Origin of the sequence: Aquimarina sp. MMG016 (genome assembly GCF_018100805.1) — a bacterium.
Taxonomy (GTDB): domain Bacteria; phylum Bacteroidota; class Bacteroidia; order Flavobacteriales; family Flavobacteriaceae; genus Aquimarina.
Window position 1 is genome coordinate 1 of the sequence record NZ_JAGJEA010000011.1, and the last position, 25,727, is coordinate 25,727.

Annotated in this window: 26 protein-coding genes and 1 pseudogene; 22 read left to right on the forward strand and 5 right to left on the reverse strand. The window is 31.8% G+C overall.

Annotated elements, in window-relative coordinates; genetic code table 11:
• From J8M14_RS17515 to J8M14_RS17530, 4 genes are all read left to right on the forward strand, one after another.
• The coding region (locus J8M14_RS17515; RefSeq protein ID WP_211076119.1) for a toll/interleukin-1 receptor domain-containing protein at positions 1–806 on the forward strand (806 nt) is incomplete at its 5' end.
• Between the two features lie 165 nt (positions 807–971).
• On the forward strand, positions 972–1,499 hold the full coding sequence (locus J8M14_RS17520) for a hypothetical protein (RefSeq protein ID WP_211076120.1): 528 nt from the start codon (positions 972–974) through the stop codon (positions 1,497–1,499).
• A gap of 208 nt (positions 1,500–1,707) precedes the next feature.
• Positions 1,708–2,175 carry a hypothetical protein gene (locus J8M14_RS17525; RefSeq protein ID WP_211076121.1) on the forward strand — a complete coding sequence of 156 codons (468 nt, stop codon included), beginning with the start codon at positions 1,708–1,710 and terminating at the stop codon, positions 2,173–2,175.
• A 219-nt stretch (positions 2,176–2,394) separates the two neighbouring features.
• The gene (locus J8M14_RS17530) at positions 2,395–4,053 is read left to right on the forward strand and encodes a DUF4832 domain-containing protein (RefSeq protein WP_211076122.1); all 1,659 of its coding nucleotides are present in this window, start codon (positions 2,395–2,397) and stop codon (positions 4,051–4,053) included.
• Positions 4,054–4,187: 134 nt separating this feature from the next.
• Here the strand turns inward: J8M14_RS17530 and J8M14_RS23410 are convergent, their stop codons facing one another.
• Positions 4,188–5,048 carry a helix-turn-helix domain-containing protein gene (locus J8M14_RS23410; protein ID WP_211076123.1) on the reverse strand — a complete coding sequence of 287 codons (861 nt, stop codon included), beginning with the start codon at positions 5,046–5,048 and terminating at the stop codon, positions 4,188–4,190.
• 395 nt (positions 5,049–5,443) lie between these two features.
• Positions 5,444–5,755 (reverse strand): annotated as a pseudogene (locus tag J8M14_RS23415) (hypothetical protein); the annotation flags it as partial.
• A gap of 362 nt (positions 5,756–6,117) precedes the next feature.
• Between J8M14_RS23415 and J8M14_RS17545 the strand changes: the two are divergent.
• From J8M14_RS17545 to J8M14_RS17625, 17 genes are all read left to right on the forward strand, one after another.
• Complete coding sequence (locus tag J8M14_RS17545; RefSeq protein ID WP_211076124.1) at positions 6,118–6,567, forward strand: cytochrome c oxidase assembly factor Coa1 family protein; 450 nt, start codon at positions 6,118–6,120, stop codon at positions 6,565–6,567.
• Positions 6,568–6,689: 122 nt separating this feature from the next.
• The gene (locus tag J8M14_RS17550; RefSeq protein WP_211076125.1) at positions 6,690–7,766 is read left to right on the forward strand and encodes a two-component regulator propeller domain-containing protein; all 1,077 of its coding nucleotides are present in this window, start codon (positions 6,690–6,692) and stop codon (positions 7,764–7,766) included.
• Between the two features lie 143 nt (positions 7,767–7,909).
• Positions 7,910–8,569, forward strand: coding sequence for a hypothetical protein (locus J8M14_RS17555; protein WP_211076126.1), 660 nt, complete (start codon positions 7,910–7,912; stop codon positions 8,567–8,569).
• A gap of 393 nt (positions 8,570–8,962) precedes the next feature.
• Positions 8,963–9,406, forward strand: a complete 444-nt coding sequence (locus J8M14_RS17560) for a nuclear transport factor 2 family protein (protein ID WP_211076127.1) — start codon at positions 8,963–8,965, stop codon at positions 9,404–9,406.
• A gap of 148 nt (positions 9,407–9,554) precedes the next feature.
• Positions 9,555–9,848, forward strand: coding sequence for a barstar family protein (locus J8M14_RS17565; protein WP_211076128.1), 294 nt, complete (start codon positions 9,555–9,557; stop codon positions 9,846–9,848).
• Positions 9,849–10,458: 610 nt separating this feature from the next.
• Positions 10,459–11,022, forward strand: coding sequence for an RNA polymerase sigma factor (locus tag J8M14_RS17570; RefSeq protein WP_211076129.1), 564 nt, complete (start codon positions 10,459–10,461; stop codon positions 11,020–11,022).
• Positions 11,023–11,043: 21 nt separating this feature from the next.
• Positions 11,044–11,340 (forward strand): hypothetical protein, encoded by a 297-nt coding sequence (locus J8M14_RS17575; protein WP_211076130.1) that lies wholly within the window; start codon positions 11,044–11,046, stop codon positions 11,338–11,340.
• 56 nt (positions 11,341–11,396) lie between these two features.
• On the forward strand, positions 11,397–11,825 hold the full coding sequence (locus J8M14_RS17580) for a hypothetical protein (RefSeq protein ID WP_211076131.1): 429 nt from the start codon (positions 11,397–11,399) through the stop codon (positions 11,823–11,825).
• Positions 11,826–11,863: 38 nt separating this feature from the next.
• Entirely contained in the window at positions 11,864–12,646 is a 783-nt protein-coding gene (locus tag J8M14_RS17585; RefSeq protein ID WP_211076132.1) for a YHYH protein, read from the forward strand.
• Positions 12,647–12,747: 101 nt separating this feature from the next.
• Entirely contained in the window at positions 12,748–13,371 is a 624-nt protein-coding gene (locus tag J8M14_RS17590; RefSeq protein ID WP_211076133.1) for a toxin-antitoxin system YwqK family antitoxin, read from the forward strand.
• On the forward strand, positions 13,361–14,014 hold the full coding sequence (locus J8M14_RS17595; protein WP_211076134.1) for an SCO family protein: 654 nt from the start codon (positions 13,361–13,363) through the stop codon (positions 14,012–14,014). Before J8M14_RS17590 ends, J8M14_RS17595 begins: the two co-directional genes overlap by 11 nt.
• 153 nt (positions 14,015–14,167) lie before the next feature.
• Positions 14,168–15,031: a helix-turn-helix transcriptional regulator gene (locus tag J8M14_RS23420; protein ID WP_211076135.1), complete on the forward strand. Its 864-nt coding sequence runs from the start codon at positions 14,168–14,170 to the stop codon at positions 15,029–15,031.
• An 86-nt stretch (positions 15,032–15,117) separates the two neighbouring features.
• Entirely contained in the window at positions 15,118–15,873 is a 756-nt protein-coding gene (locus tag J8M14_RS17605; protein ID WP_211076136.1) for an SDR family oxidoreductase, read from the forward strand.
• A 304-nt stretch (positions 15,874–16,177) separates the two neighbouring features.
• On the forward strand, positions 16,178–16,888 hold the full coding sequence (locus J8M14_RS17610) for a class I SAM-dependent methyltransferase (protein ID WP_211076137.1): 711 nt from the start codon (positions 16,178–16,180) through the stop codon (positions 16,886–16,888).
• A gap of 309 nt (positions 16,889–17,197) precedes the next feature.
• Positions 17,198–19,042, forward strand: coding sequence for a PLP-dependent transferase (locus J8M14_RS17615; protein WP_211076138.1), 1,845 nt, complete (start codon positions 17,198–17,200; stop codon positions 19,040–19,042).
• A gap of 112 nt (positions 19,043–19,154) precedes the next feature.
• Positions 19,155–20,027, forward strand: a complete 873-nt coding sequence (locus J8M14_RS17620) for a hypothetical protein (RefSeq protein ID WP_211076139.1) — start codon at positions 19,155–19,157, stop codon at positions 20,025–20,027.
• 173 nt (positions 20,028–20,200) lie between these two features.
• Complete coding sequence (locus J8M14_RS17625) at positions 20,201–21,118, forward strand: leucine-rich repeat domain-containing protein (protein ID WP_211076140.1); 918 nt, start codon at positions 20,201–20,203, stop codon at positions 21,116–21,118.
• Between the two features lie 91 nt (positions 21,119–21,209).
• On the opposite strand, the gene J8M14_RS17630 is transcribed toward J8M14_RS17625, so the two are convergent.
• Positions 21,210–21,581 (reverse strand): VOC family protein, encoded by a 372-nt coding sequence (locus tag J8M14_RS17630; protein ID WP_211076141.1) that lies wholly within the window; start codon positions 21,579–21,581, stop codon positions 21,210–21,212.
• 306 nt (positions 21,582–21,887) lie between these two features.
• A complete protein-coding gene (locus J8M14_RS17635) occupies positions 21,888–24,272 on the reverse strand; it encodes a TIM-barrel domain-containing protein (protein WP_211076142.1) in 2,385 nt (794 codons plus the stop codon).
• Between the two features lie 283 nt (positions 24,273–24,555).
• Here J8M14_RS17635 and J8M14_RS17640 point away from each other — a divergent pair, with 283 nt between their 5' ends.
• Positions 24,556–25,155, forward strand: a complete 600-nt coding sequence (locus J8M14_RS17640) for a hypothetical protein (protein WP_211076143.1) — start codon at positions 24,556–24,558, stop codon at positions 25,153–25,155.
• A gap of 82 nt (positions 25,156–25,237) precedes the next feature.
• Here J8M14_RS17640 and J8M14_RS17645 read toward each other — a convergent pair whose 3' ends face one another.
• Positions 25,238–25,684: a hypothetical protein gene (locus J8M14_RS17645; RefSeq protein WP_247672691.1), complete on the reverse strand. Its 447-nt coding sequence runs from the start codon at positions 25,682–25,684 to the stop codon at positions 25,238–25,240.
• Positions 25,685–25,727 lie beyond the last annotated feature (43 nt).

The window sequence follows — 25,727 nt, forward strand, 5'->3', positions numbered from 1 at the left end:
TAAAAAAAACTGTAATGATATTTTTAAGTCATAATTATAACGACAAACCAATTGTAGAGCCTGTTGCTATAAAATTATCCGAAGTCTTTGGAATGGATAAAGTATTCTATGATAGTTGGTCTATGCAACCTGGAGAAGGAATAATAGACAAAATGAATGAAGGATTGGAAGCATGTGAATACTTCTTTTTCTTTGTTTCAAAAAACAGTTTATCGAGTAATATGGTTAAACTTGAATGGCAAAATGCATTATATAAGGCGACTCAAAATAAAGTGAAGTTAATTCCGGTAAAACTTGATGATTGCATGATGCCTGCTATTTTAATTCAAACTCTTTACATTGATATCTTTGGTAAAGGTCTTGATTATGGATTGAGGCAAATGATAGATGTAATTAACAACAAAAACACTTTTAATAGTACTCATCAAACCTACGAAAATGTTAGAGGTTATGTAAAGGAAATAGTACCAAATATAGAGATGGAACTTGAGATTCGTGCAGAAACGTACGTTGAACCTATGTCAAAATATATTATTCTTGTTGAGAACACGGAAACTGAAGTAGAAATCAATGTAACTTCGAAGGAATTATTAAATCCTACTGGGAAACGTTATATGGAAAATATTGACGTTACAGACGATTTCAAATGCAATGGTTTTTATTATTACGTTTCAAGGGCAACTCTTCCAAACTATCCAATAAGATTTTCTATTAAAAGCCTTGGTAATACATCCTTGAAATTTGTCGGTGTTTTTAGGTCTGTTGGTGAAAATACTGTTAGATTGATTCCAATTAATAAATTATAAAACTACCTACAACACCGTGTATAATTCATTGCTAGTACTTGCCTACTTACGAAAATCCTCGCGGATTTTCTATTCGGTTTGTATTTGCTAAATTAGTTGCTTAAATCACGCAACGAAATCATACACAAACACGTTGTGCTTCATTTTGACCCATTAACAAAACAAATGTCATCGAAAATTGAAAAAATAGATATCAATTACAAAGGAAAAAAAGTCAATGGAAGAAAATTGACAGTTTCTTCTGAACTTAATATTGATATTGATAATGCTTGGAACGAAGTACAAAAAAGTTCATTATTGGAATTTATCTGTAAAGGTAAAATAAAGTTCAAGCCTGTAAATTCGAATTTACCAAAACACTGGAAAACTGATATGGAAGTACAAGTCAAATTGCTCGTTTATGGCTTTATTCCATTTGGTGGTATTCACACTCTAAAATTGGTTGATATCATGCCAGAAAAATATACAGTCTTATCAAATGAAAAAAATTCTATCGTTAAGGTTTGGAATCATAGAATTGAAATGGTGAAGCTAAATGAGAATCTAATAAAATACACTGATGAAATTGAATTATATGCTGGATTCTTAACTAGTTTTGTGGTAAAATGGGCCGAATCATTTTACAAATACCGACAAAGAAGATGGAATATAGTTGCGGAAAAAATAAAAACGAAAGCACAACAAAGTGTATGAATTAATTGCGGCGGAATTTCCATATCGGAAATTCACACGCATTAATTATCTTTAGCAACGGCGGAAAGTACCTGCGTACTTTCTCGCAACTAATCATACACAAACCGTTACCTGTAATTTAGCACATTAGAATCCGATTAGTTTCTTAAGCTAATGGGCAGTTTTGAAGATTTTAAGAATAAAATTAAAGTCAGCAAAAGTTAGAAATATGAATGAAGACTTCATAAGTGGATATTTAGATTGTATATCAAGAGTTAAAAGTATTTATACCCCATTCTTAGGCGGACATAATTGTTTTTTTGGAGTTAATCGAAATGAAGGAAACGGTCTTCGAGAAGATTTAGTCGATTACTTGAATTCAAATTCTGAGCGTTACACAAAAGAGGAAATAAAAAATAAAATTGAATTGATTGAAATAAAAAATTGGTCAATAGAATTTATTCCAACAATAGAAAAATGGACATGTGATAAGCTAATAGAAAAAGAAAATGGAAATAATGGAGATAGTTTATCAGAGTATTTGGTGATGTTATTAACAGAATTCTTACCTGATGATAGAAAACTCTATAAAATGAATCTTGAGATAAACTTGCCTTGGGGAGACAGCACTGAAGAAAATTTTCTTTTTGAAACCAAAAATAAGTTTTATATCCTGCATTTCGGTGAAAGTTCATAAGACAAAAGCAGGTAACAATATTTAAAAAAACATAGGGCTTTTGGTCTTAATAGAAAGGTTCATGTTTGTTTGAAAAGTCGACAAATATAAAATTTGGCGTTTTCAAAAAATGATAAAAGTAAAATATTTATATTTGGCTTAGTACCAACCCAAAACGTATCGCTTATCACCTGTCCTACATTTCTTATACGAGACTTTGTCTGTCATTAAAAAACAATTATGATTAAAGTATTTTTTTTAAAGAAATCATTAGTATTCACACTACTCCTATATAGTTGTACATTAGTATTAGCACAGTCTACAAATTATACAACATCTACAGATATTATCGCAAACCCCGAGAGAGGTTTACAAAAATATTCTATTACATCTAGTGACTATGCTACAACTACAGATTACAACAACCTTTCTGTTGCTACATTAAATAATTGGAAGACAAGTACAGATAAAGTAACTGTGGTATATCGTTATTTTCTTTTGGATGCATTCCTGAATTCAGATATTAACGCAACTTTTTTAGAAAATATTCAAGGTGATTTCGATAATGTTAGAAATGCGGGTCTTAAAATCATTGTGAGATTTTCTTATTCTAATTCCCAAGGAACTACAGCACAACAACCAACCAAATCTCAAATATTAACACATATTTCTCAGCTTTCTCCAATATTAAATACAAATAAAGATGTTATTTTTTCTGTTCAAGCCGGCTTTATTGGTACTTGGGGAGAATGGTATTATACAAACTCTACAGAATTTGGTACCGATGGCAATATCTCCGAAATTCAATGGGCTAATCGCAAAGAAATAATAGACGCTATGTTAGCTGCTATACCTATAGAAATTCCTATTCAAGTCAGATATGCTGGAATTAAAACTAAAATGTATAGCACGACACAACTAACTGAGCAAACAGCTTATCAAAATACACCCAATGCTAGGATTGGTTTTTATAACGATGCCTTTCTTAATGATTATGGTGATCAAGGGACTTATTCGGTATCCTCGCAATGTGAAAATCCGGTTGGAGCAATTGATTACTCCTATATTGCTAACGAAACCAAATATTTACCAATGACCGGAGAAACTAATGGACTAAATACTTGTGATAATGGGTTTAGAACTAGTGGCGCTAATGCGCTGAATGAATTGAATTTAACCAATTGGACAACTATAAATAGAGATTACTACACTCCCTTTTGGACTCAGGTAATTAATTCAGGCCACTATAATGATATTGTAAAAAATATTGGATACAGATTTGTTTTAAATTCATCCACAATAACAACAAACACTAGTGATTTTGACTTAACTATAGATTTATCAAATGTTGGTTATGCAAGACATTTTAAAGAAAGAAATGTATATTTAATTTTGAAGAACACCATAACTGATGAAATTACAACGGCATTAATCGATACTGATATTAGAACATGGGAATCTTCTGTTTCAATTACTCAAAATTTTAATTTAGGACTAACAGGAACATTTCAATTGTATCTTTGGTTACCAGATAAAGAAACTAATTTAGCAATGAATCCCGATTATAGTATTCAATTTGCAAATACGAATATATGGGAAACTGAAACAGGGTATAATAGTTTATTACAAACCATAACTCTAGATAGCACACTCAGTGTAGATGACATTTTAAACAACAATCACTTCTCTATTTATCCAAATCCATCATCAGACTTTATTACATTGAAGTTAAAAGAATCCAAAGAAGTAAGAATTCAAATTTTTGATATATATGGACAATTAATTGAAGAGGTTTCTATTTTTGATGATTACACATTAGATGTTTCTAATTTAGAAAATGGAGTATATTTTATAAGATTTAAAAATAAATTATTTGCCCATAAATTTATAAAACAGTAAAGTACAGAAAATGAACACACAACAAAAGTTATAATTAATATGGGTTTATGTACTTAACCGAAAGTTCACTACTTTTAATTCCCGTACTAACCATAGCCTAAATGATGTACAACTGGAGAAAAGTTGTATGCTAATCATTTTTCTAGTTTAGCGAATCCTACTGTTTTTCTATACGTATCTGGAGAAACACCTACTTTCTTCTTGAAAAATCTACTAAAATAAAACTCGTCATCATAACCCAGACTAGCAGCAATTTGTTTCAAAGGTTTTGAAGTTAAGTAAAGTTCACGCTTGGCCTCCATAACAATTCTATTTGAAATTAATGTACTTGGTGTTTGATTCAAATATTTTTTTACGATTCCTGCTAGCGTTTTAGGACTAATACACAAAACATCTGCATATTCCCTGGGAGAATGTAACTCATAATAATTACTCTCAATAGCATCTACTAAATTTTGCAAAATCTCTGATTGACTATCAGAAAACCTTGGTACAACATTGTCATCAAATTGTTTTTTTTGTCTTACTGCTTCTATTAGGAATACCTTTAGGAAAGCTACAAGAACTTCATGTTGAGCGATAGAGTCTCTATCCATCTCTTTTGAAATTTGATCTATTAAATTAAAAAACAGGGATTCTTCAGAAAGCTGAAAATGTGGTAGTCCTTGAAAATTGTTAAAAAGAATACCTTCCGTTTCAATTTCATTCTGATGTCGATACGTACAAAAAAAATCAGGATGAAAGTTCAATAACCATCCCGAACAAGATCTTTCTGAAGTAATCATAAAAGGCTGGTAAGGTGACAAGCAAATCATTTGATTCCCTTTTAATTCATAAGTAGACAAATCTGCATTTAACTTATAATTACTGCCATTTAATAGAATGATAGAATAATAATTCTTTCGTTGCAAATGATCAAACTGACTGAGATTTTCAAAATACTCTAATCTAAACGCGAGTTCACCATTATGTTTATCAATAATAATTTGAGCCACAGGAATCTGTTTTTTCTTTTTAAAATCATTTATATAAAAAAGAAAGGAGTGTTTGCTACACTCCTTTCTAAATATAACAATTATTTGGAAGCTAAAATATCTATTTTTTGGATTGCTGATGATTCAAAACCTTCTAAAATAACAGGAGCGTTTTCCATAAGTGCTGCTGCTACTTTACCAGTTAGATGGGCATCTCTACCTGAATCTTCTACAAAAGTATCAAAAATCGCATATGTATTAGTATCTATTTTAATAGCGTACCAAGATAAAGTCTTTGGTTCGTCACCAACTAATTGCTTGCCTACATTTAAGAAATTTTCTACATCTATTGTCTTAGCTTCCTTCGCTTTCATAACAACCAACAAACCTTTGTTTTGTTTACCAGCTTTATGATTAGAAGCTAACACATGTACTGCTTGAATGCTTGTCTTTGGGTTGAAATCTTCTAACAAATGGTTTGCATTAGCCAGTAAAGCTTTAGCAACTTCTCCTGTTAAATGTGCTTGCCTACCTTCTTCTACTTCAAAAGTATCATAGATTCCAAAAGTACTATTGTCAATCTGAAAGGCAAACCAAGATACAGTTTGAGGTTCTTGATTCACTAGATCTAATCCTCCAAGCAAGAAGTTTTTTACGTCTTGTTCTTTTCCTGGTTTTGCTTTCATTGTTACTAATAATCCGATAGTTTCTTTTTTTGTGTCTTGCATAATGTTTGTGTTTTTAGAATTTGAAAATGTTTGAATTGTAAAACCCAGAGATAGAACTAGGAGTGTTAATTTTAATGGAATTTTAGTTTTCATCTTTTCTTTTGTTTTTTTTACACTGCAAATTTGAGAAGGAATGAGAACCTATGGAATGGATATCTATTACTATAGCATGGACAATTTTCAAAAAGATAATGCTGAAGAATGCAGTATGCACATAACAATGTATATGGTTAATAGCTTCTTCTACGTGGACTCTGAAAATCCTATGAATTTTCTTCTGGTTTGTTTTCTTTTACTAACTTAGTTATAGCCTACGCAGCTAACAACACACAAACACATTACCAGTAATTGAAAAAAGCTATATGAATAATGAAATAATTGAGAAAAAAAGTTGGTGGAATCGGAATTGGAAATGGTTTTTACCACTTATAACTTTCACTTCAATTTCTGTGGTTTTGTTTTTTTCTTCTGGGATGGGAGGACATATGACTGATTTTGTTCAAGCATACTCAGATACTGAACTTTATGAAAATGCACTAGAAAAAGCGCAACAGAATAAAAAAGTAACTGATCTTTTGGGTGAATTAGAACCAATAAACAAATTAGCAATCTTAGAAGGTGAAGTTCGATATTCTGATGATCATAAATCAGTTGATTCATCTATTCGTGTTAAAGGGAGTAAAAGAAAAGCTTCTATAGATATTTCTGCTGACAGAATAAACGGAAAGTGGAATTATAGAAAAATCAATATCCGAATTAAAAAGCCTATTGAGGAAAAACAAACGATTGAAATAATTAATCAATCAGAATAAACAATGCCTGCAAAAATAAAAGTTAGCAACCAATGCGTTGTAAAATCGAAACGAAAGGTAACATTTCGCCCTGTTACAACACATATATTCACTGTTGTGCGTCATATTCGAACCAAAAACTGATGATAAAAACTAAACTGACCATTGCCATAATTCTGGCGCTTATTTTAAACTCTTGTAATGGACAAAAAAATGAGATTGATATACAAAACCACGTAAACTCAGAAAAAAAATTAAACGAGAATAAGCCAAAAGTCAACTACAATGAATACTCTTTATTCCATTCAGATTTTAAAAGTCAGATTAGTCAAGTCGTAAGAACCATTTTTCAAGACAGTAAAGGGAATTTATGGTTTGGAACCCAAAACGGAGCATTTAAACTTAACGGAAATACATTAATCCACATTGATAGTATCGTTAGTGAATCTGGAAAAGATGTAACAATAAAAGAAATCACAGAAGGTAAGGATGGAAAAATATGGTTAGGACATACTGATGGTGTGAGTAGTATTGACGGAGAAATTGTAAATAATTATTCTAAATCAGATGGACTAATTAGCAATGATGTTTGGTCTATTAATGCTGATAAGCATGGAAAAATATGGATTGGAACCATTAATGGTGTATGTGTTTATGATGGTCAGGAGTTCACGAACTTTAGTCTTCCGGAAGGAAAAATCGACACAACTGTAGGGGTTTCAAGTACAAGAATGGTTCACAATATATTTGAAGACAGTAAAGGTACATTGTGGTTTAGTTCAAATGCAGGTCTATTTTCATACCCTAATGACACTCTCATAAATGTTTCGAAAAAACTAGGAATCCAAACAAATTTTATCAATCAAGTATTTGAAGACCAAAATGATCAATTATGGGTATCAACGAAAGTCGGGTTATATAGTTTAAAAAACAGTACAGCCCATAATATTACAAAAGGAAAAATTGAGAAAGGCAAAGGAATTGGAAGTATAGCAGAAGATAAAGACGGTAACATATGGTTTGTATCTAATCAACATTTCTTGTTTAAATACAACAAAGAGAAGTTAACTGAAATTAAAAAAACCGAAAACAATAAACGACCAGTAATTTTTGAAATATTTAGGGATAAAGACAATAGACTTTGGTTTGTTGGTTTTGGAGGTGCTTTTCGAATGGAAAACGAAAAATTCATTAATATCACAAAAAATGGGCCTTGGTAAAAATACGAATGCACGACAACGTATATAAAACCTTTGTAAAACATTAAACAACTCATCAATAAAAAACAACAATTCAGAATTTTAAGCTTTCTAAACCAAAACTATAATCTGAATTTTGAACCGTTAAACTGAATTAAAAATAAATGGAAGAAACGATAAAAATTTTGATTTATATCCACGCATTCTTTGGTGGACTTGGATTAGTAACAGGAATTGGAAGTATAATTGTAAAAAAAGGAAGTAAACCTCATAAAAAAATGGGAAAATTATTTTCAATCGGAATGGTAATAAGTTCTCTAATCTCAATGCCAATTTCTTGGCTACCTAATCACGAAAATATATTTCTTTTTCTAATTGGACTATTTACTATTTATTTAGTAATTTCTGGGAATCAAATTTTGACTTTTAAATCAAAAAGCAAGAATCTTGCAAAACCAATTGATAAAATCATTTCTGGAAGTATGTTAATTCTATCGATACTTATGATTTTATTTGGTGCTTATGGTGTGATTAAAGGAAATTTGACATATCTATTATTTGTTTTCTTTGGTGGTTTTGGACTTTCATTAACAATTAGAGATTTTATTTTTTATAAAAATGTTGGAAAAACAAAAAACGGATGGCTCTCTAATCATATCGGAAAAATGATTGGAGCATTTATTGCCTCAATTACTGCATTTATAGTTGCTGGGTTAGGAATAGGAAATCTAATTGCTTGGACTTTACCATCAATTTTGGGAACGATATATATTGTATACTGGAGAAGAAAACTGAAAACAAAAACTGTTATCAACACTATATAAAATTAATTGGTTAGTACGAGCCTACTTACGATGATAAAACCGAAATCTTGATTGAATTAAGTATTTTTAATAAAAATTCGGATTTAGGAAAAGCTAATCTTGTTGGATTGACAAAAACGGAATTGGAATCGGAATTCGGAACGGACTATCTTAATTTAAACAAAAAGAATAGTTTACTCGAATAAAAACAAAGTTTTAATAATTGAACTTAACAATTCAAAAGTCTAATCTTACTATTATATCAAGTTGAATACTGAGAAAATCAATACTGATTTAACCGGACAAATAATAAAATAAAAATGTTGTACACCAATTTTTGTATATTATATATGCCGCCTCCAGCAGATAAACGCATTATAAATAAACGTTGTGACCAATAAAGAACCTTAAGGAATGAAAAGAATAATCCTGATTATTGTAATAATCTCAGCTTTAGGTTGCCAAACTAAAAAAGATATGAATGAACAACGAAAGCAAGTAATTGAAAGCTATATTAAATCATACAATAACTTTGATATTAATGGAATGACGAAAGACTTGACCGAAAATGTTGTTTTTGAAAATGTATCAAATGGAAATGTGGAATTAAGAACGGAAGGAATAAAGGAATTCATAAAACAAGCCGAATCAGCAAAACAATACTTTACTGAAAGAAAACAAACTGTTCAGTCTTGGGAATTTAATAACTCTAAGGTTATTGTAGGTATTGACTATAAAGCAATATTGGCAGTTGATTTACCGAATGGAATGAAAACAGGAGATACTTTAAAATTAAAGGGTAAATCAGAATTTGAATTTGCGAATGAAAAAATTAAAAGTATAACGGACAAAAGTTAAATACAGGATACAACAAGGTGTCCTAATGAGGATTCTGATGCTTTACCAAAATTTAGAACTTTACACCAAGTCCGCCAAATCCAAAGTTTACTACCTTTATTCCCGTACTAACCATAACCGAGACATTGGCAGTAATTTGAAAAACAAAATGCAAACATTCAGAATTAAAGGAAAAAGATTAAAAAATTGGAAAACATTCCACTCTGAATTTAAGAAAGAATTGAACTTCCCAGATTATTATGGACAAAATATGAATGCGTGGATTGACTGTGTCGACGAACTGACAGACGAACCAACTCTACTACAAATTGATAACGGAAAGTACTTAAAAGAAAATGCACCTGAATTATTGAACGCAATTTTGGAATGTGGAGCTTTCGTTAATTATAGAAAAATAGAAGTTGGAGAAAAACCGAATTTGATAATTTCAACGGATTGTTAAATGAGAGAAAGTAAAACTTCAAAATGGACTTTGATTTCGATTTGCGGAATCGTAATGGTAATAACGAATTTTACTTTGTTATATGATTTGCTTATTCCAGACATTTGCTATTATCACATTCACGAAATGAATTCATTTTTGAACTTATTTTATAGTGCTGGACCTGCTGACAATGGGCATCCAAGTCCAAATTTTTTGAACTTGATAATTTCATTAATTATTGGTGGAATTTTAGGTTATGGTATTTATAAAATTTTGATAAATAAAACAAAAAGAAAATAAAAACTACCGCCAATACGATGTATAAAACATAGCTAATAAGTATTTAATCAAAAGGTTTGTTCTTACTTACAAAGACGGACAAATTTTTAATTTGGCTTTTAAAAGTGATAAATTAAAACAAAATATAAGAATTCGGCTCTGTGTTTATCCAAAAGTTAGTGTCTTTTTACACGTTACGTTTCATACACAAGCCATTACCATACATTCTCACTAGTTGAAATTTACTTATACAAACGGAATAGATTAAATTATAATTATTAATATTACTAAAGTCACTGAAATTCAATAATCTGAACTACGATTAGTTAGAGTAAAACAAGTAAACTCATTGAGAACAGAAACCGAAATTATACAAGCTGTTGCTGATGGAGATGAACAAGCCTTAGCCGTATTGTATAAATTGTATTCGGAAAAAATCTATAATACAGCATTAAGCTATACCAAAATCGCAGAAGACGCAGAAGAAATCACACAAGATGTTTTTTTAAAAATTTTAAAAAGTATTTCAAAGTTTAAACAGGAATCCTCATTGAATACATGGGTTTATCGAATTACGGTCAATACATCACTTAATTACTTAAAAAAAAAGAATAGGTTTAAATTCTTAAAGACACACATTAAAACACATCAACACATTGATTTTGAGCATCCCGGAGTTTTATTAGAAAATAAAGAAAAAGCAGCAATACTTTACCAAGTAATCGATTGTCTGTCAAAAAATCAAAAAACAGCATTTATTTTAAGTTTTATTGAAGAACTGCCCCGACAAGAAGTTGCCAACATTATGGAAACTTCCCTAAAAGCTGTAGAATCCTTACTACAAAGAGCAAAACAAAATATGAGGACAGAATTGGAAAAAATTTACCCTCACCGAAGGAAATCAAAAAAATAATTGTCAAAATAAAAAAGTAACATGAATGACTCTAAAAAAAAATGGATGGAAGATGTCTTTCAAAGCATGAAAGGCAGTCAACGAGCGAAGCCTCAACAAGAGCTATTTGCAAAAATTAACAACCAATTTAAACTTGAAAAAACTGAGGTTGTTCCTTTGCATCAATGGAGGTATACTGCGGCTGTGGCCATTTTTCTTCTTTTGATGAACTCAACCGCACTGATTTACTATAACCTAAATAGACAAGTAGACTATGATTATGCTACATTTGAGGATACCTATAAAGAATCACTAATTAGTTCATATCAAATTTATTAATAATGAACCAAGTAAGAATTTACAAATATATCATTTTAGGTTTAGTAGTCTTGAATATGATAGTTTTAGCTTTTTTTTTGCTGACTAAACCACAGTTACGACATCAACCTCCTCCTAAAAACTTTCGGTCGGAAGTAATCGAAATGTTACGCTTAAACAATCAACAAGCATCTCATTTTAACGAATTGGCTGATGAACATAAACAAAAAATGGAGGAAATCAATAAGCGACAGGCAAGATTGCTTTTCCCATATTTTGAAAGCCTTACGAACTCTGTTGATAGTATTGGTAAGGATAGCATATTGAATAAATATCAACAATTGGAAATGGAAAAAATAGAAATGACATATCAACATTTTCAAGACATAGAAAAATCTTTAAACAAAGAGCAACTATCTGATTTTAAATATTTTATAAAAAAAGCTACCAACAAACTTCTTTTAAGTAAGAAAAAACATTCACCTCCCCCGAAGGATTTTGATTAATTGATGGTCTAAAAGGAAATTAACTTAAAGAAATAGTTATGACAAAATCAGTTTTTCCTTTTTTTACAGTCCTTTTAGGATCATTGATACTTTATACGTCCTGTAGCAACAATGATAACGATACAACAACTACAACTGATAACGATGTAGCCAAAACACCAGTATCGGCATTTGATGAATTTAACAAGGATGCGGTTACAATTTCATTTGATGGAGATGAAATTACGATTGAAACAAATGGTATGCCTAACCATACATCACCTTATTGGGAGGAGACAGCCCCTTTGTATATTGCTCCAGTAGTAGCTATTGCTCAAACACCTGGACGCATAGGAGACCGTAATTTAACTGTTACCATTCCTGCTGCACCAGAAATAGCTGCTTCCAGTACAGCTACTGGGTTAGGTCCAATCGGTATTTCTGTAACGGGAGTTCCTATTTTCAATGATACCGAGGGACCAAACCGTCCAATAGAAGAACAAATTGTCGAAACGTTTGACTATGCTGGAGCTCACAACGGTCCTAGTGGTTATCACTATCATATTGAGTCATATGATGTTCCTGAAAATACTGTGCTTTCTCATAATGATGAAAAGTTGGTCGGTATAATGGCTGATGGATTCTTAATCTATGGAAGAAAATGTAATTCTCTTGGAGATCATCCAACGAACCTTGATGTTTCAGGTGGTCATATCTCATCAACACAACATAGTGATGGTGAAGAATTTTATCACTATCATATCATTAACGAATTTTATTTAGGATCCATAATCGCACTTTTTGCCGGTGATTTACAAGGTACTCCTAATAGTATCATGTAGCCCAATCTTAGATTATTGATTGAAATAAAAGTACCATTCATATTTCATTCATAAATGGTAGCTTCTTCGTTAGATAAATTATTTAAGTTAGAATCATAAAAATGAAAACAATTTTTCGGATGCTTTTGCTGATAAGCCTTTTATTAATGGCTTGTTCTCCTGTAGAGAAAAGAAAAACTTCTGGAAGTAATAGTGCTAAATGTTTTCTTGAGATACCAGAAATTACCATTGAAAAATCAGCTCTGCAGTATGATCATGAAACATCATTATGGCTTTTAAACGGTCTACCCTATTCTGGATATGTTGTTAGTTATTATCCAGATAACAGTTTGAAGGAAAAGATTGGGATGTTACACGGGAAAAAGCAAAACAAGACTATCGAATGGTATCCGGACAGATATTTTAAAAATGTTTCCAATTATCATGAAGGAAAGTTACATGGAGAGAAAAAAGTATGGACAAGAGATTCAACACATATTTTAATTGCACACTACAATTTTTATGAAGGCAGAGCACATGGAGAACAAAAAAAATGGTACCCAACTGGGGAGCTATATAAAATTTTAAACCTAAATATGGGAAAAGAGGAAGGCCTACAAAGAGCATTTAGAAAAAATGGTGCTCTGTTTGCCAACTATGAAGCCAGAAAAGGTCGAATTTTCGGGTTAAAAAAAGCTGCTCTTTGTTATGGACTAGAAGGTGAAAGTATTAAATATGAAAATTAAAAACATTCTTTTTCTATTAATGATTTGCTTGATTGCTTGTAATGAATCAAAGCACAACCAAACTAGAGTCAAAACGCTTCCCTTTTATAACGAAGCTACCTTCACTCCTCATTGGATTTTACCTAACGATGAAGCATTAGATTCCTTTCATAAAATCTCGCCTTTTAGCCTTACTAATCAGGAAGGAGAAATTATTACAGAGAAAAACTTTAAGGATAAAATATATGTAGTAGATTTTTTCTTTACGAGTTGCCCTGGTATTTGTCCCAAAATGACTACTAACATGATGGAATTACAGAATGAATTTTTAAAAGATGATGATGTGTTATTATTATCACATTCAGTAACTCCAGAGCGAGACTCAGTCTCTGTTCTCAAACAATACGCCTTGAATAAAGGCATTTTATCTCACAAATGGTATTTAGTGACTGGCACGCAACAAGAGATATACCACTTAGGTAGACAGGAATATTTTGTCGAAGAAGATTTAGGTTTGAATAAAGAAAAAGATGAATTTTTACACACTGAAAATTTTATATTGATTGATAAAAACAGGCAGATTAGAGGAATTTATAATGGTTTAAACAAAACCTCAATCAATCAATTAATAGCCGATATAAAAACATTAAAGAAGGAGAAATGACTGTTGCTAACAAAGCGTATAATTAATTGCTAGAGTTTGGTCAGTTCTAATCGAAAAATACTATTCTGAATTATCATCATGCTCGTTCCCTTTTGCTATCTTTAGTCTCAACACAACTAACCATACACAAACCGTTAATAACATAAAAAGATAGTGGACACAATTAAAAGCTACGATCTTCATAAAGATGATTATTCAAAACTTCATTTTGAAATAAATGACACCAAGTCTTATTTCGATATCAATCAAAAACATGCATCAGTTCCTCACAGACATAGTTTTTATCAAATTATCTGGTTTAAAAAACCTGGCCGTCATTTTATAGACTATGAAACTATAAATCACGAAGAAAACACCATCTTCTTTATTAATCGTAATCAAATACATTACTTCTGTTTAGATGCTCCAAATGAAGGATACTTGTTCCATTTTAATGACTATTTTATCAATAAAGGAAAAGAAGGTTTAATGAATAGATTATCGTTATCTATATTTAATGAAATCGGAAGCAATCATTTAAAATTATCCAAAGAGGATAGTAAAAAAATAGGGTTACTAACCTCCTTTATAGAATCAGAAATCTTAACAAGAGATAACTATTATAAAGAACAGATATATCATTATTTTCAAAATATTTTATTTCAAATTGAACGTTTACGAAAACTTGACAATAATTTTGATATTAAAACAAACCCAGGGTATAAGTTAGCTGCAGAGTTTAAAAAACTAGTATTTAAAGAAATAGAACACTTTCATAGTATAGAATATTTTGCAAACGAACTAGGTACTAATACTAAAACACTCACTGACATTTCTAAGAAAGTGTTACTAGACACACCTGCCAATATCATTAGGCATAGTAAACTTCTAGAAGCCAAACGTATGTTATCTAGTCATACTACTTCAATTAAAGAAGTTGCCTATGGTTTAGGGTTTGATGATCCTACTTATTTTACTAAATATTTCAAAAAAGGAACTGGCTATACTCCCAAACAGTTTCAAAAGACACATCTCTGAATTACCATTCTCAGTTTCTGGATTACCATTTTTTACTTGGATTTGTATTGAAATTTGTACCAATATTAATTTAAAAGGTAAAAAATATGAAAACACAAGCGTTGATTATTGGTGGAACTTCTGGAATAGGAAAAGCCACCGCAGAACTTTTATTAAAAGACGGCATTGAAACTATTATTGTGGGTAGAAATAATGCTAATTTAACAAATGCCGAAAGGGAGTTATCTAAATTGGGATCTGTAAAAACGATCAATGTAGATCTTAGTAATGCTAATGCTGTAACATCTTTTGCAGGATCTCTAAAAAGTGTTGCTTCAAATTTAAAATATATTGTAAATGCAGCAGGTTACTTCAGTCCTAAACCTTTTTTAGAGCACGAAGAAGCGGATTACGATATTTATCACAACTTCAATCGTGCTTTCTTTTTTATTAACCAGGCAGCCTCTAATATACTTATTAAAAATGGTGGCGGATCTATAGTGAATATAGGCTCTATGTGGGCAAAACAAGCTATTAAAGCTACACCTTCTTCAGCTTATTCTATGGCAAAAGCAGGTCTTCATTCTTTAACGCAACATCTTGCTATGGAATTAGCAGAATACAATATTCGGGTGAATGCCGTATCCCCAGCTGTAGTGGTAACACCAATTTATGGAGCTTTTATCGAAAAGGATAAAATCGAAGAAACACTACAAGGCTTTAATGATTTCCATCCTATTGGTCGAGTTGGTAGATCTGATGATATCGCAAAAACCATACGCTTCTTATTATCAGATGAAAGTTCATGGGTAACTGGAGCAATTTGGGATATTGATGGTGGTATAATGGCAGGAAGAAATTAAATGAAGTACTAGTTAAAAAATAAATCAAAAAATAGGTCGGAAGAAAAATCCTATGTTATATATAAGTCTGAAGACCTGGGTATGACTTGGTTTTCATTTGCTAAAGGAATTCTGGAGGATGCAAGATTGATAAGTAAAACTATACATAAAAACTGAACAGTTTATGGTAACGAAATTCTTTATCAAAATTTCTATTCACCTATACTATGGTTTCTACTCTATTTGCTATCTTAGTGTTTATCGCAAAAAAACCATACTCTTAGGGGTGAGCTGCAATCTGCTTAAACTTAAAACCGAAACAGAAATGAAAAAAATAGCTTTTATAATTACATTTTTTCTATGGTTGGGATGTAAAAACAATCATCATGTTTCAGGTACTGACCAAGTAAAAGAAAATGTTCACGAGCACCACGAAGATGGGCAATCGAAACATAGTTCAGCTAATGAACATATGCTCCGATCCTCTATTAAAGATTTAATCGAACGATTTGAGTCTCCAGAAAGAGATGCTTATCAACAACCCCAAAAAGTATTGGAATATTTAGGGGACATACAAGGACAAACTATCATGGATATTGGAGCTGGTTCTGGTTATTTCTCTGTGAAATTAGCGGAAAAAGGAGCAACAGTTATTGCTGCTGATGTAGATGATGAGTTTCAAGAGTTTCTAAAAAATCGAATTAAAAAAAACAATTTAAAAAACATTGAAACCCGTAAAATACCATACGATTCTCCTAAATTGAAAGAAAAAGAGGCCGACATGGTATTCATTGTTAATACGTATCATCATATTGAAAATCGTATAGAATATTTTGCTAAAGTAAAAAAAGGTACAAAATCTAACGGAGATTTAGTTATTATCGATTTCTTTAAAACTGATATCCCTGTTGGCCCTCCTTTAAACCACAAGTTATCTATTGATGTAGTTGTTAATGAATTAAAAAAAGCAGGTTATACCTCTGTTAATGTAAACGTAGATTTGCTTCCGTATCAATATATTATTAAAGCGAAATAATATCATATATCTAAAAGATAGCAGCTAATAACTTATAAAATTAAAACGTTTTTTATACAAACCGTTAGCACCAATTAAAAAACGTACAATGAAAGCTACAGCTTAATATTTGGTTGATGAGTTTGTAAAAGGAAAGAAGGTGGAAAAGATTTTATATGAAAAGAAATAAGAACCAATACGAACAAGGTTTATAATGTATCCCCTTCAGAATGTGTACTCTGCATAGAACATTGTAATGTAACAACAATTTGAAGCACTTAAAAAAATCTAATTAACGTATATTTGTTGGCTTATTTAAAGGTGAAAATTATGCAAGACAATAACACGCTAACTTATATTAACGATGTCTTAGAAAATATGCCAAATGATTGGTTGAGTCTAACAACCCATCGATTGGATATTTATGATGAAAAATTGGCTAAAATTCAATTTTTAGAACAGTTTGAGATTTTATATAATGACAATAATTCTCAATCATCAGCACTACATGGATTACCTACGGCTTTCGACTATATTCGATTAGGGCATCCATTGTCTTGTGTACTAGAATGGAGCATTGCTAAATTACATCATCTAAACGCAGAAAATGTAATCAGTTTTTCATCAAAAACGGTTCCTGTTCTAGCAGTGCTAAGAAAAAATTTATTAGCTAATAAAAACACCTTAATTACCTATACAGGAGAATTACCTGATTTTTTTGATATTGATCTACTAAAGCGTGTTTATGGATATCAATTTGATATAAAGCAGGTAGGAAGTGTATCAGCTATTCCTGAGTTTCGTGGTAGTACCATTTTCATTTCACAACAGGATAATATTTGTAATTTTGAACTCAACCCTAACGTTGACTTTTTTATTAATATTCACCAGTATTTGGGAAGTGTTTTATTAGTACATACTGAACAAAACGAAAGTTATATTTCTGAAATTCAGCACGTAAGAAGAAGGGAAACCATAGCTATGACACCTGCCAACACTTTGGTTGCCTTACAGCATCTCATTAAACAACCTTCTGATCAGGAGAATACTAATATTGAGAACAACAAAAAACAGGTTCTAGATTCCATAAAGGATATTACTGGCACATATATAACTCCACTAGTGGGTTCTAGCGGATTATCTATGCAGTATGCCATTATGATGGGCTTAATTCACGATGCCATAGAAAAGTATAAAGGAAAGGCTATCAAAATTGTCGTCCCTCCAAATTGTTATGGAGGTACCAATGATCAGGCAAGACGTGTTGCTGTTTGTATTGATAATGTAGAAATCATGGATTTACCAGTAGATGGTGACAATGATATGGTACAAAGTATTGACATTGTTTTGAACAAAATTGCTCAAGAAGATGCTGTACCATACATCATTGCAGAAATTCCAACAAATCCAAGAGTCGAAGTTCCGGATCTTGAACAATTAAAAGATGTTTTAAGTAAGGAACGTACAACTCCGGATGGTGATATTGCTATCGATCCGGTATTTATTTTAGATCAAACATTTTGCCCTAATGTACATTTCCTTGGTGAAGGTGAAATACTCTCTAAGATTAGAGCTATTGCCTATGTAAGTGGATCTAAATTTCCAAGCGGTGGACGATGTACGGCAGGCTACTGTGTAGCAAACAAAAAATCCGAAGCCCTAATGGAGAAAATAGCATTGCATCTAAGACTTTGTGATAATGAGGCTACAGATCTTCAGGTGGAAATATTGGCCGAACAATTACCATCTATGAACCAGAGAATTCATGATGCCTATCAAAATACACGAGAATTTGTAAACTTTATCCGCGATACGTTACCTGAGGCGAAAATCAATTTTGTTTCAGAGAAATTAGCAGAACAAGGATTTACTCCATCTGTATTTTCATTGGATCTTCCTACAAAAGGTGCTACTGAAGAGGAAAAAGAATCCTACAAAAGAGCATTAAATCATAGATTAATCAATCTAATGATTAACGAAATTCCTAATAAAAGTAAATACTGTGTGAGTTATGGACAATTAAAAGGTTGTTATTGGACGATACCTGCTACATCTACTCAAGGGACCACTAAAGAAGGTGACAAAGATTATATTGCTCGAGTAGCGCTTTCTCCTAAGATGGATCTTGAACGTCATAAAAAAGTCTTTTTAGATTTTGTTGAAAGTATTGAATAACTGGTTTTATTAATAATTAGTATTATCTACTTTTAGGTGTTTAATTCCTTCTTTTAAATCATATTTGTATCTTACGAATGTTATTTAAAACAACCCCAAAAATTTACATACCATGAAAATCTACTTTTTAGTACTGGTAGCTATTGCTATTACGTTCCTATCGTCATGCAGTAGTAACGATGATGCATCAGTGGAAAACAAGCCTAAACTAATTGTAAAACTTGCTGTGGATCCTAATCAGGTTCGGTTAGGCAATGATGGATCACAAACGGATATTGAAGCTGGAAATGCAGGACAAAACCCTGTGTTTAATAGTATCTCGGCACATTATTTAGAGTTAGCACCCAATGCTAGTACCTTTTTAGGTCAAGGTACCATACTATATCAAGCACCGGAAACCGATACCGGAGGTGCTACAGCAATTGATTTCGATCAATCTAACATAGTAGCTCCTGGGGAAACTTTTTTAGAAATTCCTCTCAAAGATATTCAGGCGGGATCGTATGAGTGGGTTCGCCTATCCCTTTCGTATCAAAATTATGACGTCACATTTCATTTTAATGATGCTCCTTTTACTGGAACGGTAGCCAGTTTTGTAGGATTTAACACGTATATCACCGACTATACCGTTAAAAATGAACAGGTAACAGTCAACGACAATAAACTTCAGGGATATTGGGGTTTTGAGACTATTACAGGTGTACAAACCGGGCAAGCACCAGAAGGTGCAACGACAGTACCTAATCCATTATTCAATACCTCTCCTATTCCACAGGGTTCTTGTGTGGTGACAGGAAGTTTTGATACTAACTTGGTAATTACCGGAGAAGAAACGGAAGATATCGTGGTAACGCTATCTCTATCCATCAATAAAAGTTTTGAGTGGATAGACACTAATGGAAATGATAAATGGGATGTAAATCCAGGTACCGAAGAATCCATAGTGGATATGGGATTAAGAGGGTTAGTCCCCTCGTATGAATAAGGTTTTAGATATTTCTTTATTAAAAAGAAATTCCGTTTAGTTTGTCCTATTAAAATTTTAATCGCTCAATCTAACAATGAGAATTATACATTTATAAATGTTCACTTCGTAGATAAAAAAATATAAATTTACTTTTGGTAAGTGTGTAGTGGTAATAAACAATTAAAAAAAACATGAAGCGAATTCAAATACTAGTTCTGATTTTGTTACTTCCTACAACTACTATTTGCCAGGATAAAAGATATACTTCCTTTTTAACTGCTCTACAAGAACCTGAAAAAGTGAAATGGTTAGATTTAGACTGTAAAGAATTAGATAAATTGCCCAATAACACAAAAAAATTACCAAATGTAAACTCTTTCTACCTGACGGACTGCAAGTTAAAAGAAATACCTGAGGGAATAGAGAATTTGCAGAACTTAACACTATTAAATGTTCAAGGAAACAACTTGTCTACTTTACCGGATAATTTGATCAGATTGAATATGCTTTCTGTAATAAATTTACGTAATAACAGCTTCAATAATTTACCTAAAGTACTAACCTCTTTTTCTAACCTAAGAGAGATCGACATAGCTGAAAACCATAAATTAGATTTTGAACAGGCTTGTAAGGTCTTATCCGGTGTAAAAAACTTAGATTTTCTATACCTTAGCGGAAACCAATTTACAGAGCTTCCTACCGGAGTATCCACTCTAAAAAAATTAAAAGAACTTCATTTAGAAGACAATCCTGAGCTTAATTTCGAACAAGCTTTTGAAGTTATGGCCCAAATCAAATCATTACGGATTCTTATAATCTCAAATAATAATTTGAGTAAAATCCCAAATAACATTGAAGTTCTTCAACAAATTGAAGGCTTAGTACTTGACAATAATCCCAATATTAAAATTGAAGATTTAGTGCAACAGATTCAAAACTTAACGAACCTAAAAGTCCTTTTGATTAGAAATAATAATTTAGAATATTTGCCAGATGATTTAAACGGATTTGCATCTCTCAAATTATTAGAATTAAGCAAAAACAAATTTTCAGAAAAAGAAAAATCACGTATCATTAATAGATTACCAGCGACAAAAATAATTTTCTAAAAACTGTGGTTAAAACAAACCTCTAAAAATAAAACAGAGTAAGAAATGGGTTTTCTCTGCATAAATAGTATTTTAGTTTTACTTAAAAGTTCTACACGTGTTGATCTACAAGAATAGCATTTCCATCAGGGTCGAGTACTACAAAACTTGCAGGTCCTGAAGTATTTTCATCTGCTTCTGATTCTAGTTTTACTCCTTTACTTTTGAGGTGTTGTTGGATTTCTCTAACATCATCAAAGTTTTTTAAGGTATTTGCATTTTCATCCCATCCCGGATTAAAAGTCAAAATATTATTCTCAAACATTCCCTGGAATAATCCTACCAGAGCGTTTCCATTTTTCATAATGAGATAATTCTTCTCAATATCACCTGCAAAGACTTCAAAGCCAAGGTTTTCATAAAACGCTTTCGACACATTAATATCTTTGACACTAAGACTTATAGAAAATGCACCTAATTCCATACTCGTGTGTTTTTATTGGTTGTAATTATTATGTAGCCTATTGATATTTCGTTTTTTGGTTAACTGTTTTATTCCTTGTCTTTTGATCTAATGACAATTTTTAAACTTAATAAACTATTCTCCAAAGAATCGTCTTCCATATTGATTATTTAGATAATGCAACGTTTTAAACCCGAAAATTACAATAGACACTAAAAATAAACTTGTACTATTAACTCATAGGAAAAGCATTATTTTTCATTCTTAAATGTAATGATAAAAATTTAAAATCATTATTCGTAAACTTAGATATCAAACTACCTCCGATTAAAATTCGATATCAATCTCAGTAGACTCAGCAGAGTTCCAATCTAAATTAATAATCAACGATTTATCAGACTCGTTCCAGTTAAAATCTTTAGACTTTTCAGCAATAGTAACTGAGTTTGGAGCAGCTTGAACGTTATGAATCATTAAGGTAAGTTTTCTATTAGTAGCTTTATAACTCTTACCTGTATCCGCGGATAGTATAATAGTAAGTTTTTCTGCAGTGGATTTACTAGCAAATTTTAGCAATTCATACTTTCCTTTTTCAAAAGCATTTGGTGTTTTTCCATCATCGTCATACAATTTTCCTTGACCAGAACTAATCTCTGTATCATAATAGTAGTGTAAGGTCAAATCTTTAGTGGTATACTCTTCCGTAGTTTGTACCGGAGCTACCATTGGAATAAAAGATCCGGCTTTAACAAATACAGGGATATAATCTTCAGCAATTTCTACGCTTGTATACTTTCCTCCTTTATAAGACTTTCCTGTAAAGAAATCATACCAATTTGATCCTTTTGGAAATGGAATATCCATAGATGCAACACCCGGTTTTACTACCGGAGATACCAAAAAGTTATCTCCCCAGTAATAAGCAAAGCTTACTTCTTGTAATTCTTTATCTGCAGTAGTATCAAAAAATAACGGACGCATTAACGGCATACCAGTTTGATTATTCTCAAAAGCAAGTGTATAATTATATGGCAATAAGCTATATCTAAGCTCTATACTTTTTTTGGCTAATGCCTTAGTTTTATCATCGTGAAAAACAGGCTCGGGAGCAATATGCTCTTGTGCATGTGGTCTAAAAATGGGGTGAAATACTCCATACTGCAACCAACGTGTATATAATTCCGGATCAAACACCTCTCCTCCTGCAAATCCGCCAAGGTCTGAGTGCATATATCCTAATCCTTGCATTCCCATGGATAGAGCGATTTCCGTTTGTGGTTGTAATCCTTCCCAACTGCGGCTTACGTCCCCAGACCAAGGAATCATACCAAATCGCTGTGACCCAGAGTACCCCGCACGCATAAGAATGAATGGTCTTTGATCGGGAAAATCTTTTTGATACCCTTCCTGAACCAACCTTGCCCAATCGTGCCCGTAAATATTATGCACCTCATCTGCGCTTCCTGTAGCGTGTTGTAAATCTGACGGATGAACCTCTGGTTCTCCCAAATCTCCCCACCATCCGGCTACTCCAAAATCCTGGGTATACTCTTTATAGATATTCCAAAACCATTCTTTTCCTTTTGGGTCATAAATATCCACAATTCCGGTATTACCAAAATAGAAATCATATTTAAATGGATTACCAACAGAATCTTTACCCAAAACTGCTTTTTCCACAGCCTCATCCCACTTTTTAGAAGTCGTTAATATAAATGGTTCTGTAATCAAAATAGTTTTTACTCCCTTATCTTTAAAGTCATTAATCATCTGCTTTGGGTTAGGAAAAGAATCTTTTAGAAATTCAAGATTCCCCATATGTCCCTTGATATCCTTACCAAACCAGTAAATATCTAGAATTATTGCATCTAACGGAATACTATCAGTTTTGAACCTAGCAACAATTTCCTTAGTTTCTCTTTCTGAATGATACCCAAAACGACTGGCAAAATTACCAAAAGCCCAACGTGGTGGTAAAGGTTGCTTACCTGTTAAGTCTGTGTATTGGTACATTAATTCTTTCCAATCATCTCCGGCTATTACTTGATAAGTTTTTCTTCCGTTTATGGTTTCATAACTTAGTGTATTGTCTTTTTTACTATCAATATCTAAAAACCCTATCGGTGCATTATCAAAATGTACAGCATACTTCTTAGAAGAAAGAACTAAGGGCATGGTATAATTCATTAATTCGGAATGTGTTCCGTAACCATAGTGAGCCTTATTATATAATTCTAATCTTTTGCCTCTTCGGTTCATTCCTACTACCCTAGATCCTGCTCCATAGATTACCTCGTCTTTATCTAAATTAAAATTCAGAATTTCAGTTGAATCAGTTTTGATATACCCTTTTTTCTCAGAAATTAATTCTTTTCCTTTATAAATATATGAAATATGAAAGGGTTCTTTGGTCACCTTAATCTTTATTCCATCTGTTCCATACGTAAAACCATTTTCGGTTTTTACTAAATCTGCCTCAATACTTTTATCCTTTATTACGGCATGAGATTCTAGATTTATGGTCTCACCAGTAGGAATAAAAGAAGTTTCTATAATATGATCAGAATATAGTTTTATAATATACTTACCATTTTCTCTTGGGATTTCTATATACTCATTTTTATCTACAACGAATCCATCTCCTTTTTTACAAGAAAAGTTAAAAGTAATAACAAATAAGAGCAGTAGAATAGAAAGAAATTTGGTTTTCATCTTTTAGGATTAAGTTTATGATTCAAATGAAGTCAAATATAAAAGAATCCCTATAAAATTAAGCGATAACCAAAGTATAGCAAGCAGAATTATTGAATTCTCAATGATACGCCTTTCTCTTTGAAGAGATTTCATCTCATACGCTATAAATTTCCTTTTCGGGTCGTAAAATCATATCGTTTCCCTTTTAGGGTAACAAAAATTAACTCCAATTGATATGAAGATAACAAAGAAGGAGGAACCGAAAATCCTAAAAAGAGTAGGCAAATCAAATCTTATTATTATGAAAAATTTGAACTCAAAAAACACTAACCATTTATTTTTCTTACTATTATTAAGTCTATTCATTTTCTCTTCGTGCGAAAGAGATGAATTAACATCTATTGAAACTGAAAGTGATTATATTGAACAATCTGACACTAAAAACCTGGAGCACGAAACTCAAACTTCATCTCAATGTTATAGTACAAATAGAGGTTCTTGTGATGATAACCTGACCAATAATGGCTGTAATTTTACCACAGGACAAGGTAGAAAAGGTAGGGATATGCCAAATCAGTATCTAATGGTAAATATGTTAGATAATTGTCGCACTGAACAGCTTCCTGCCAATTGTAGTTGGGTTGGAAATCATACTCAAACCCGAGTAATCGAGGTTGATCTAAATAACTGTTGTTCTCCAGCATATGCGCTTAACTCTAGATTAGATAATTGGAGAGATCTGGCAATTGCTAACAAACCAGATTCTTCATACTTAATAACCGACTATGAAAGAATTTATGGATTTATGGTAACCTCTTATGGACCATATAGAATGCGTATAAGAGTTACCTATCGCAAAAAAATCTGTTCCATAGGAACAGTAGATGTTATCAGAAAGTAATATTTTCAAAAAAATATAATATTGCGGTCGAAGCTGTCTGGAAATTATTTCAGGCAGCTTTATTATTCAAAACCCATAAAGCTTAGCTTCTAGGATACAAAAACGATTTTTCTACCTCAAAGTCCACTACTCCATCCTCACGAACATCGTATACAATAAAAAGTTGCCCCCAATACACACCATCTGTAAAATCAGCAATAATCCATCTATGATTAAGTAATCTCACTTTATTAATACTCATATTTCCTTCCATACCTACAAAAGGAACAATCGGATTATCTTTTCCGGCTTTATTCTGGCTTATGATTTGATCGCTAATTGTTAACTCCAGCTTCTTAGCATCATATCCTTTTTCTTCAAAATATGTTTTAGCTTCTTCATCACTATCCAAGGAAAAATAAGTAAGATCCAGATTAGCATCTATTAATGAATCTATAGTTGTTTGCGCAGATGCTTCATTCTCCCTAATTCGTTCTTGTAGGTTTATAATTTTAGCATCATAAGATTCTTTAGCTTTCTTTGCATTCATGAATTGAAAAAGTATAAACAATAAGGCAAAGATGAATAGATAC

Bases quoted from the DNA above. Each gene is read 5' to 3' on its own strand.
- J8M14_RS17520 (WP_211076120.1), top strand. From the start codon at position 972: ATGTCATCGAAAATTGAAAAAATAGATATCAATTACAAAGGAAAAAAA.
- J8M14_RS17525 (WP_211076121.1), top strand. From the start codon at position 1,708: ATGAATGAAGACTTCATAAGTGGATATTTAGATTGTATATCAAGAGTT.
- J8M14_RS17530 (WP_211076122.1), top strand. From the start codon at position 2,395: ATGATTAAAGTATTTTTTTTAAAGAAATCATTAGTATTCACACTACTC.
- J8M14_RS17545 (WP_211076124.1), top strand. From the start codon at position 6,118: ATGAATAATGAAATAATTGAGAAAAAAAGTTGGTGGAATCGGAATTGG.
- J8M14_RS17550 (WP_211076125.1), top strand. From the start codon at position 6,690: ATGATAAAAACTAAACTGACCATTGCCATAATTCTGGCGCTTATTTTA.
- J8M14_RS17555 (WP_211076126.1), top strand. From the start codon at position 7,910: ATGGAAGAAACGATAAAAATTTTGATTTATATCCACGCATTCTTTGGT.
- J8M14_RS17560 (WP_211076127.1), top strand. From the start codon at position 8,963: ATGAAAAGAATAATCCTGATTATTGTAATAATCTCAGCTTTAGGTTGC.
- J8M14_RS17565 (WP_211076128.1), top strand. From the start codon at position 9,555: ATGCAAACATTCAGAATTAAAGGAAAAAGATTAAAAAATTGGAAAACA.
- J8M14_RS17575 (WP_211076130.1), top strand. From the start codon at position 11,044: ATGAATGACTCTAAAAAAAAATGGATGGAAGATGTCTTTCAAAGCATG.
- J8M14_RS17580 (WP_211076131.1), top strand. From the start codon at position 11,397: ATGATAGTTTTAGCTTTTTTTTTGCTGACTAAACCACAGTTACGACAT.
- J8M14_RS17585 (WP_211076132.1), top strand. From the start codon at position 11,864: ATGACAAAATCAGTTTTTCCTTTTTTTACAGTCCTTTTAGGATCATTG.
- J8M14_RS17590 (WP_211076133.1), top strand. From the start codon at position 12,748: ATGAAAACAATTTTTCGGATGCTTTTGCTGATAAGCCTTTTATTAATG.
- J8M14_RS17595 (WP_211076134.1), top strand. From the start codon at position 13,361: ATGAAAATTAAAAACATTCTTTTTCTATTAATGATTTGCTTGATTGCT.
- J8M14_RS17605 (WP_211076136.1), top strand. From the start codon at position 15,118: ATGAAAACACAAGCGTTGATTATTGGTGGAACTTCTGGAATAGGAAAA.
- J8M14_RS17610 (WP_211076137.1), top strand. From the start codon at position 16,178: ATGAAAAAAATAGCTTTTATAATTACATTTTTTCTATGGTTGGGATGT.
- J8M14_RS17615 (WP_211076138.1), top strand. From the start codon at position 17,198: ATGCAAGACAATAACACGCTAACTTATATTAACGATGTCTTAGAAAAT.
- J8M14_RS17620 (WP_211076139.1), top strand. From the start codon at position 19,155: ATGAAAATCTACTTTTTAGTACTGGTAGCTATTGCTATTACGTTCCTA.
- J8M14_RS17625 (WP_211076140.1), top strand. From the start codon at position 20,201: ATGAAGCGAATTCAAATACTAGTTCTGATTTTGTTACTTCCTACAACT.
- J8M14_RS17630 (WP_211076141.1), bottom strand. From the start codon at position 21,581: ATGGAATTAGGTGCATTTTCTATAAGTCTTAGTGTCAAAGATATTAAT.
- J8M14_RS17635 (WP_211076142.1), bottom strand. From the start codon at position 24,272: ATGAAAACCAAATTTCTTTCTATTCTACTGCTCTTATTTGTTATTACT.
- J8M14_RS17640 (WP_211076143.1), top strand. From the start codon at position 24,556: ATGAAAAATTTGAACTCAAAAAACACTAACCATTTATTTTTCTTACTA.
- J8M14_RS17645 (WP_247672691.1), bottom strand. From the start codon at position 25,684: ATGAATGCAAAGAAAGCTAAAGAATCTTATGATGCTAAAATTATAAAC.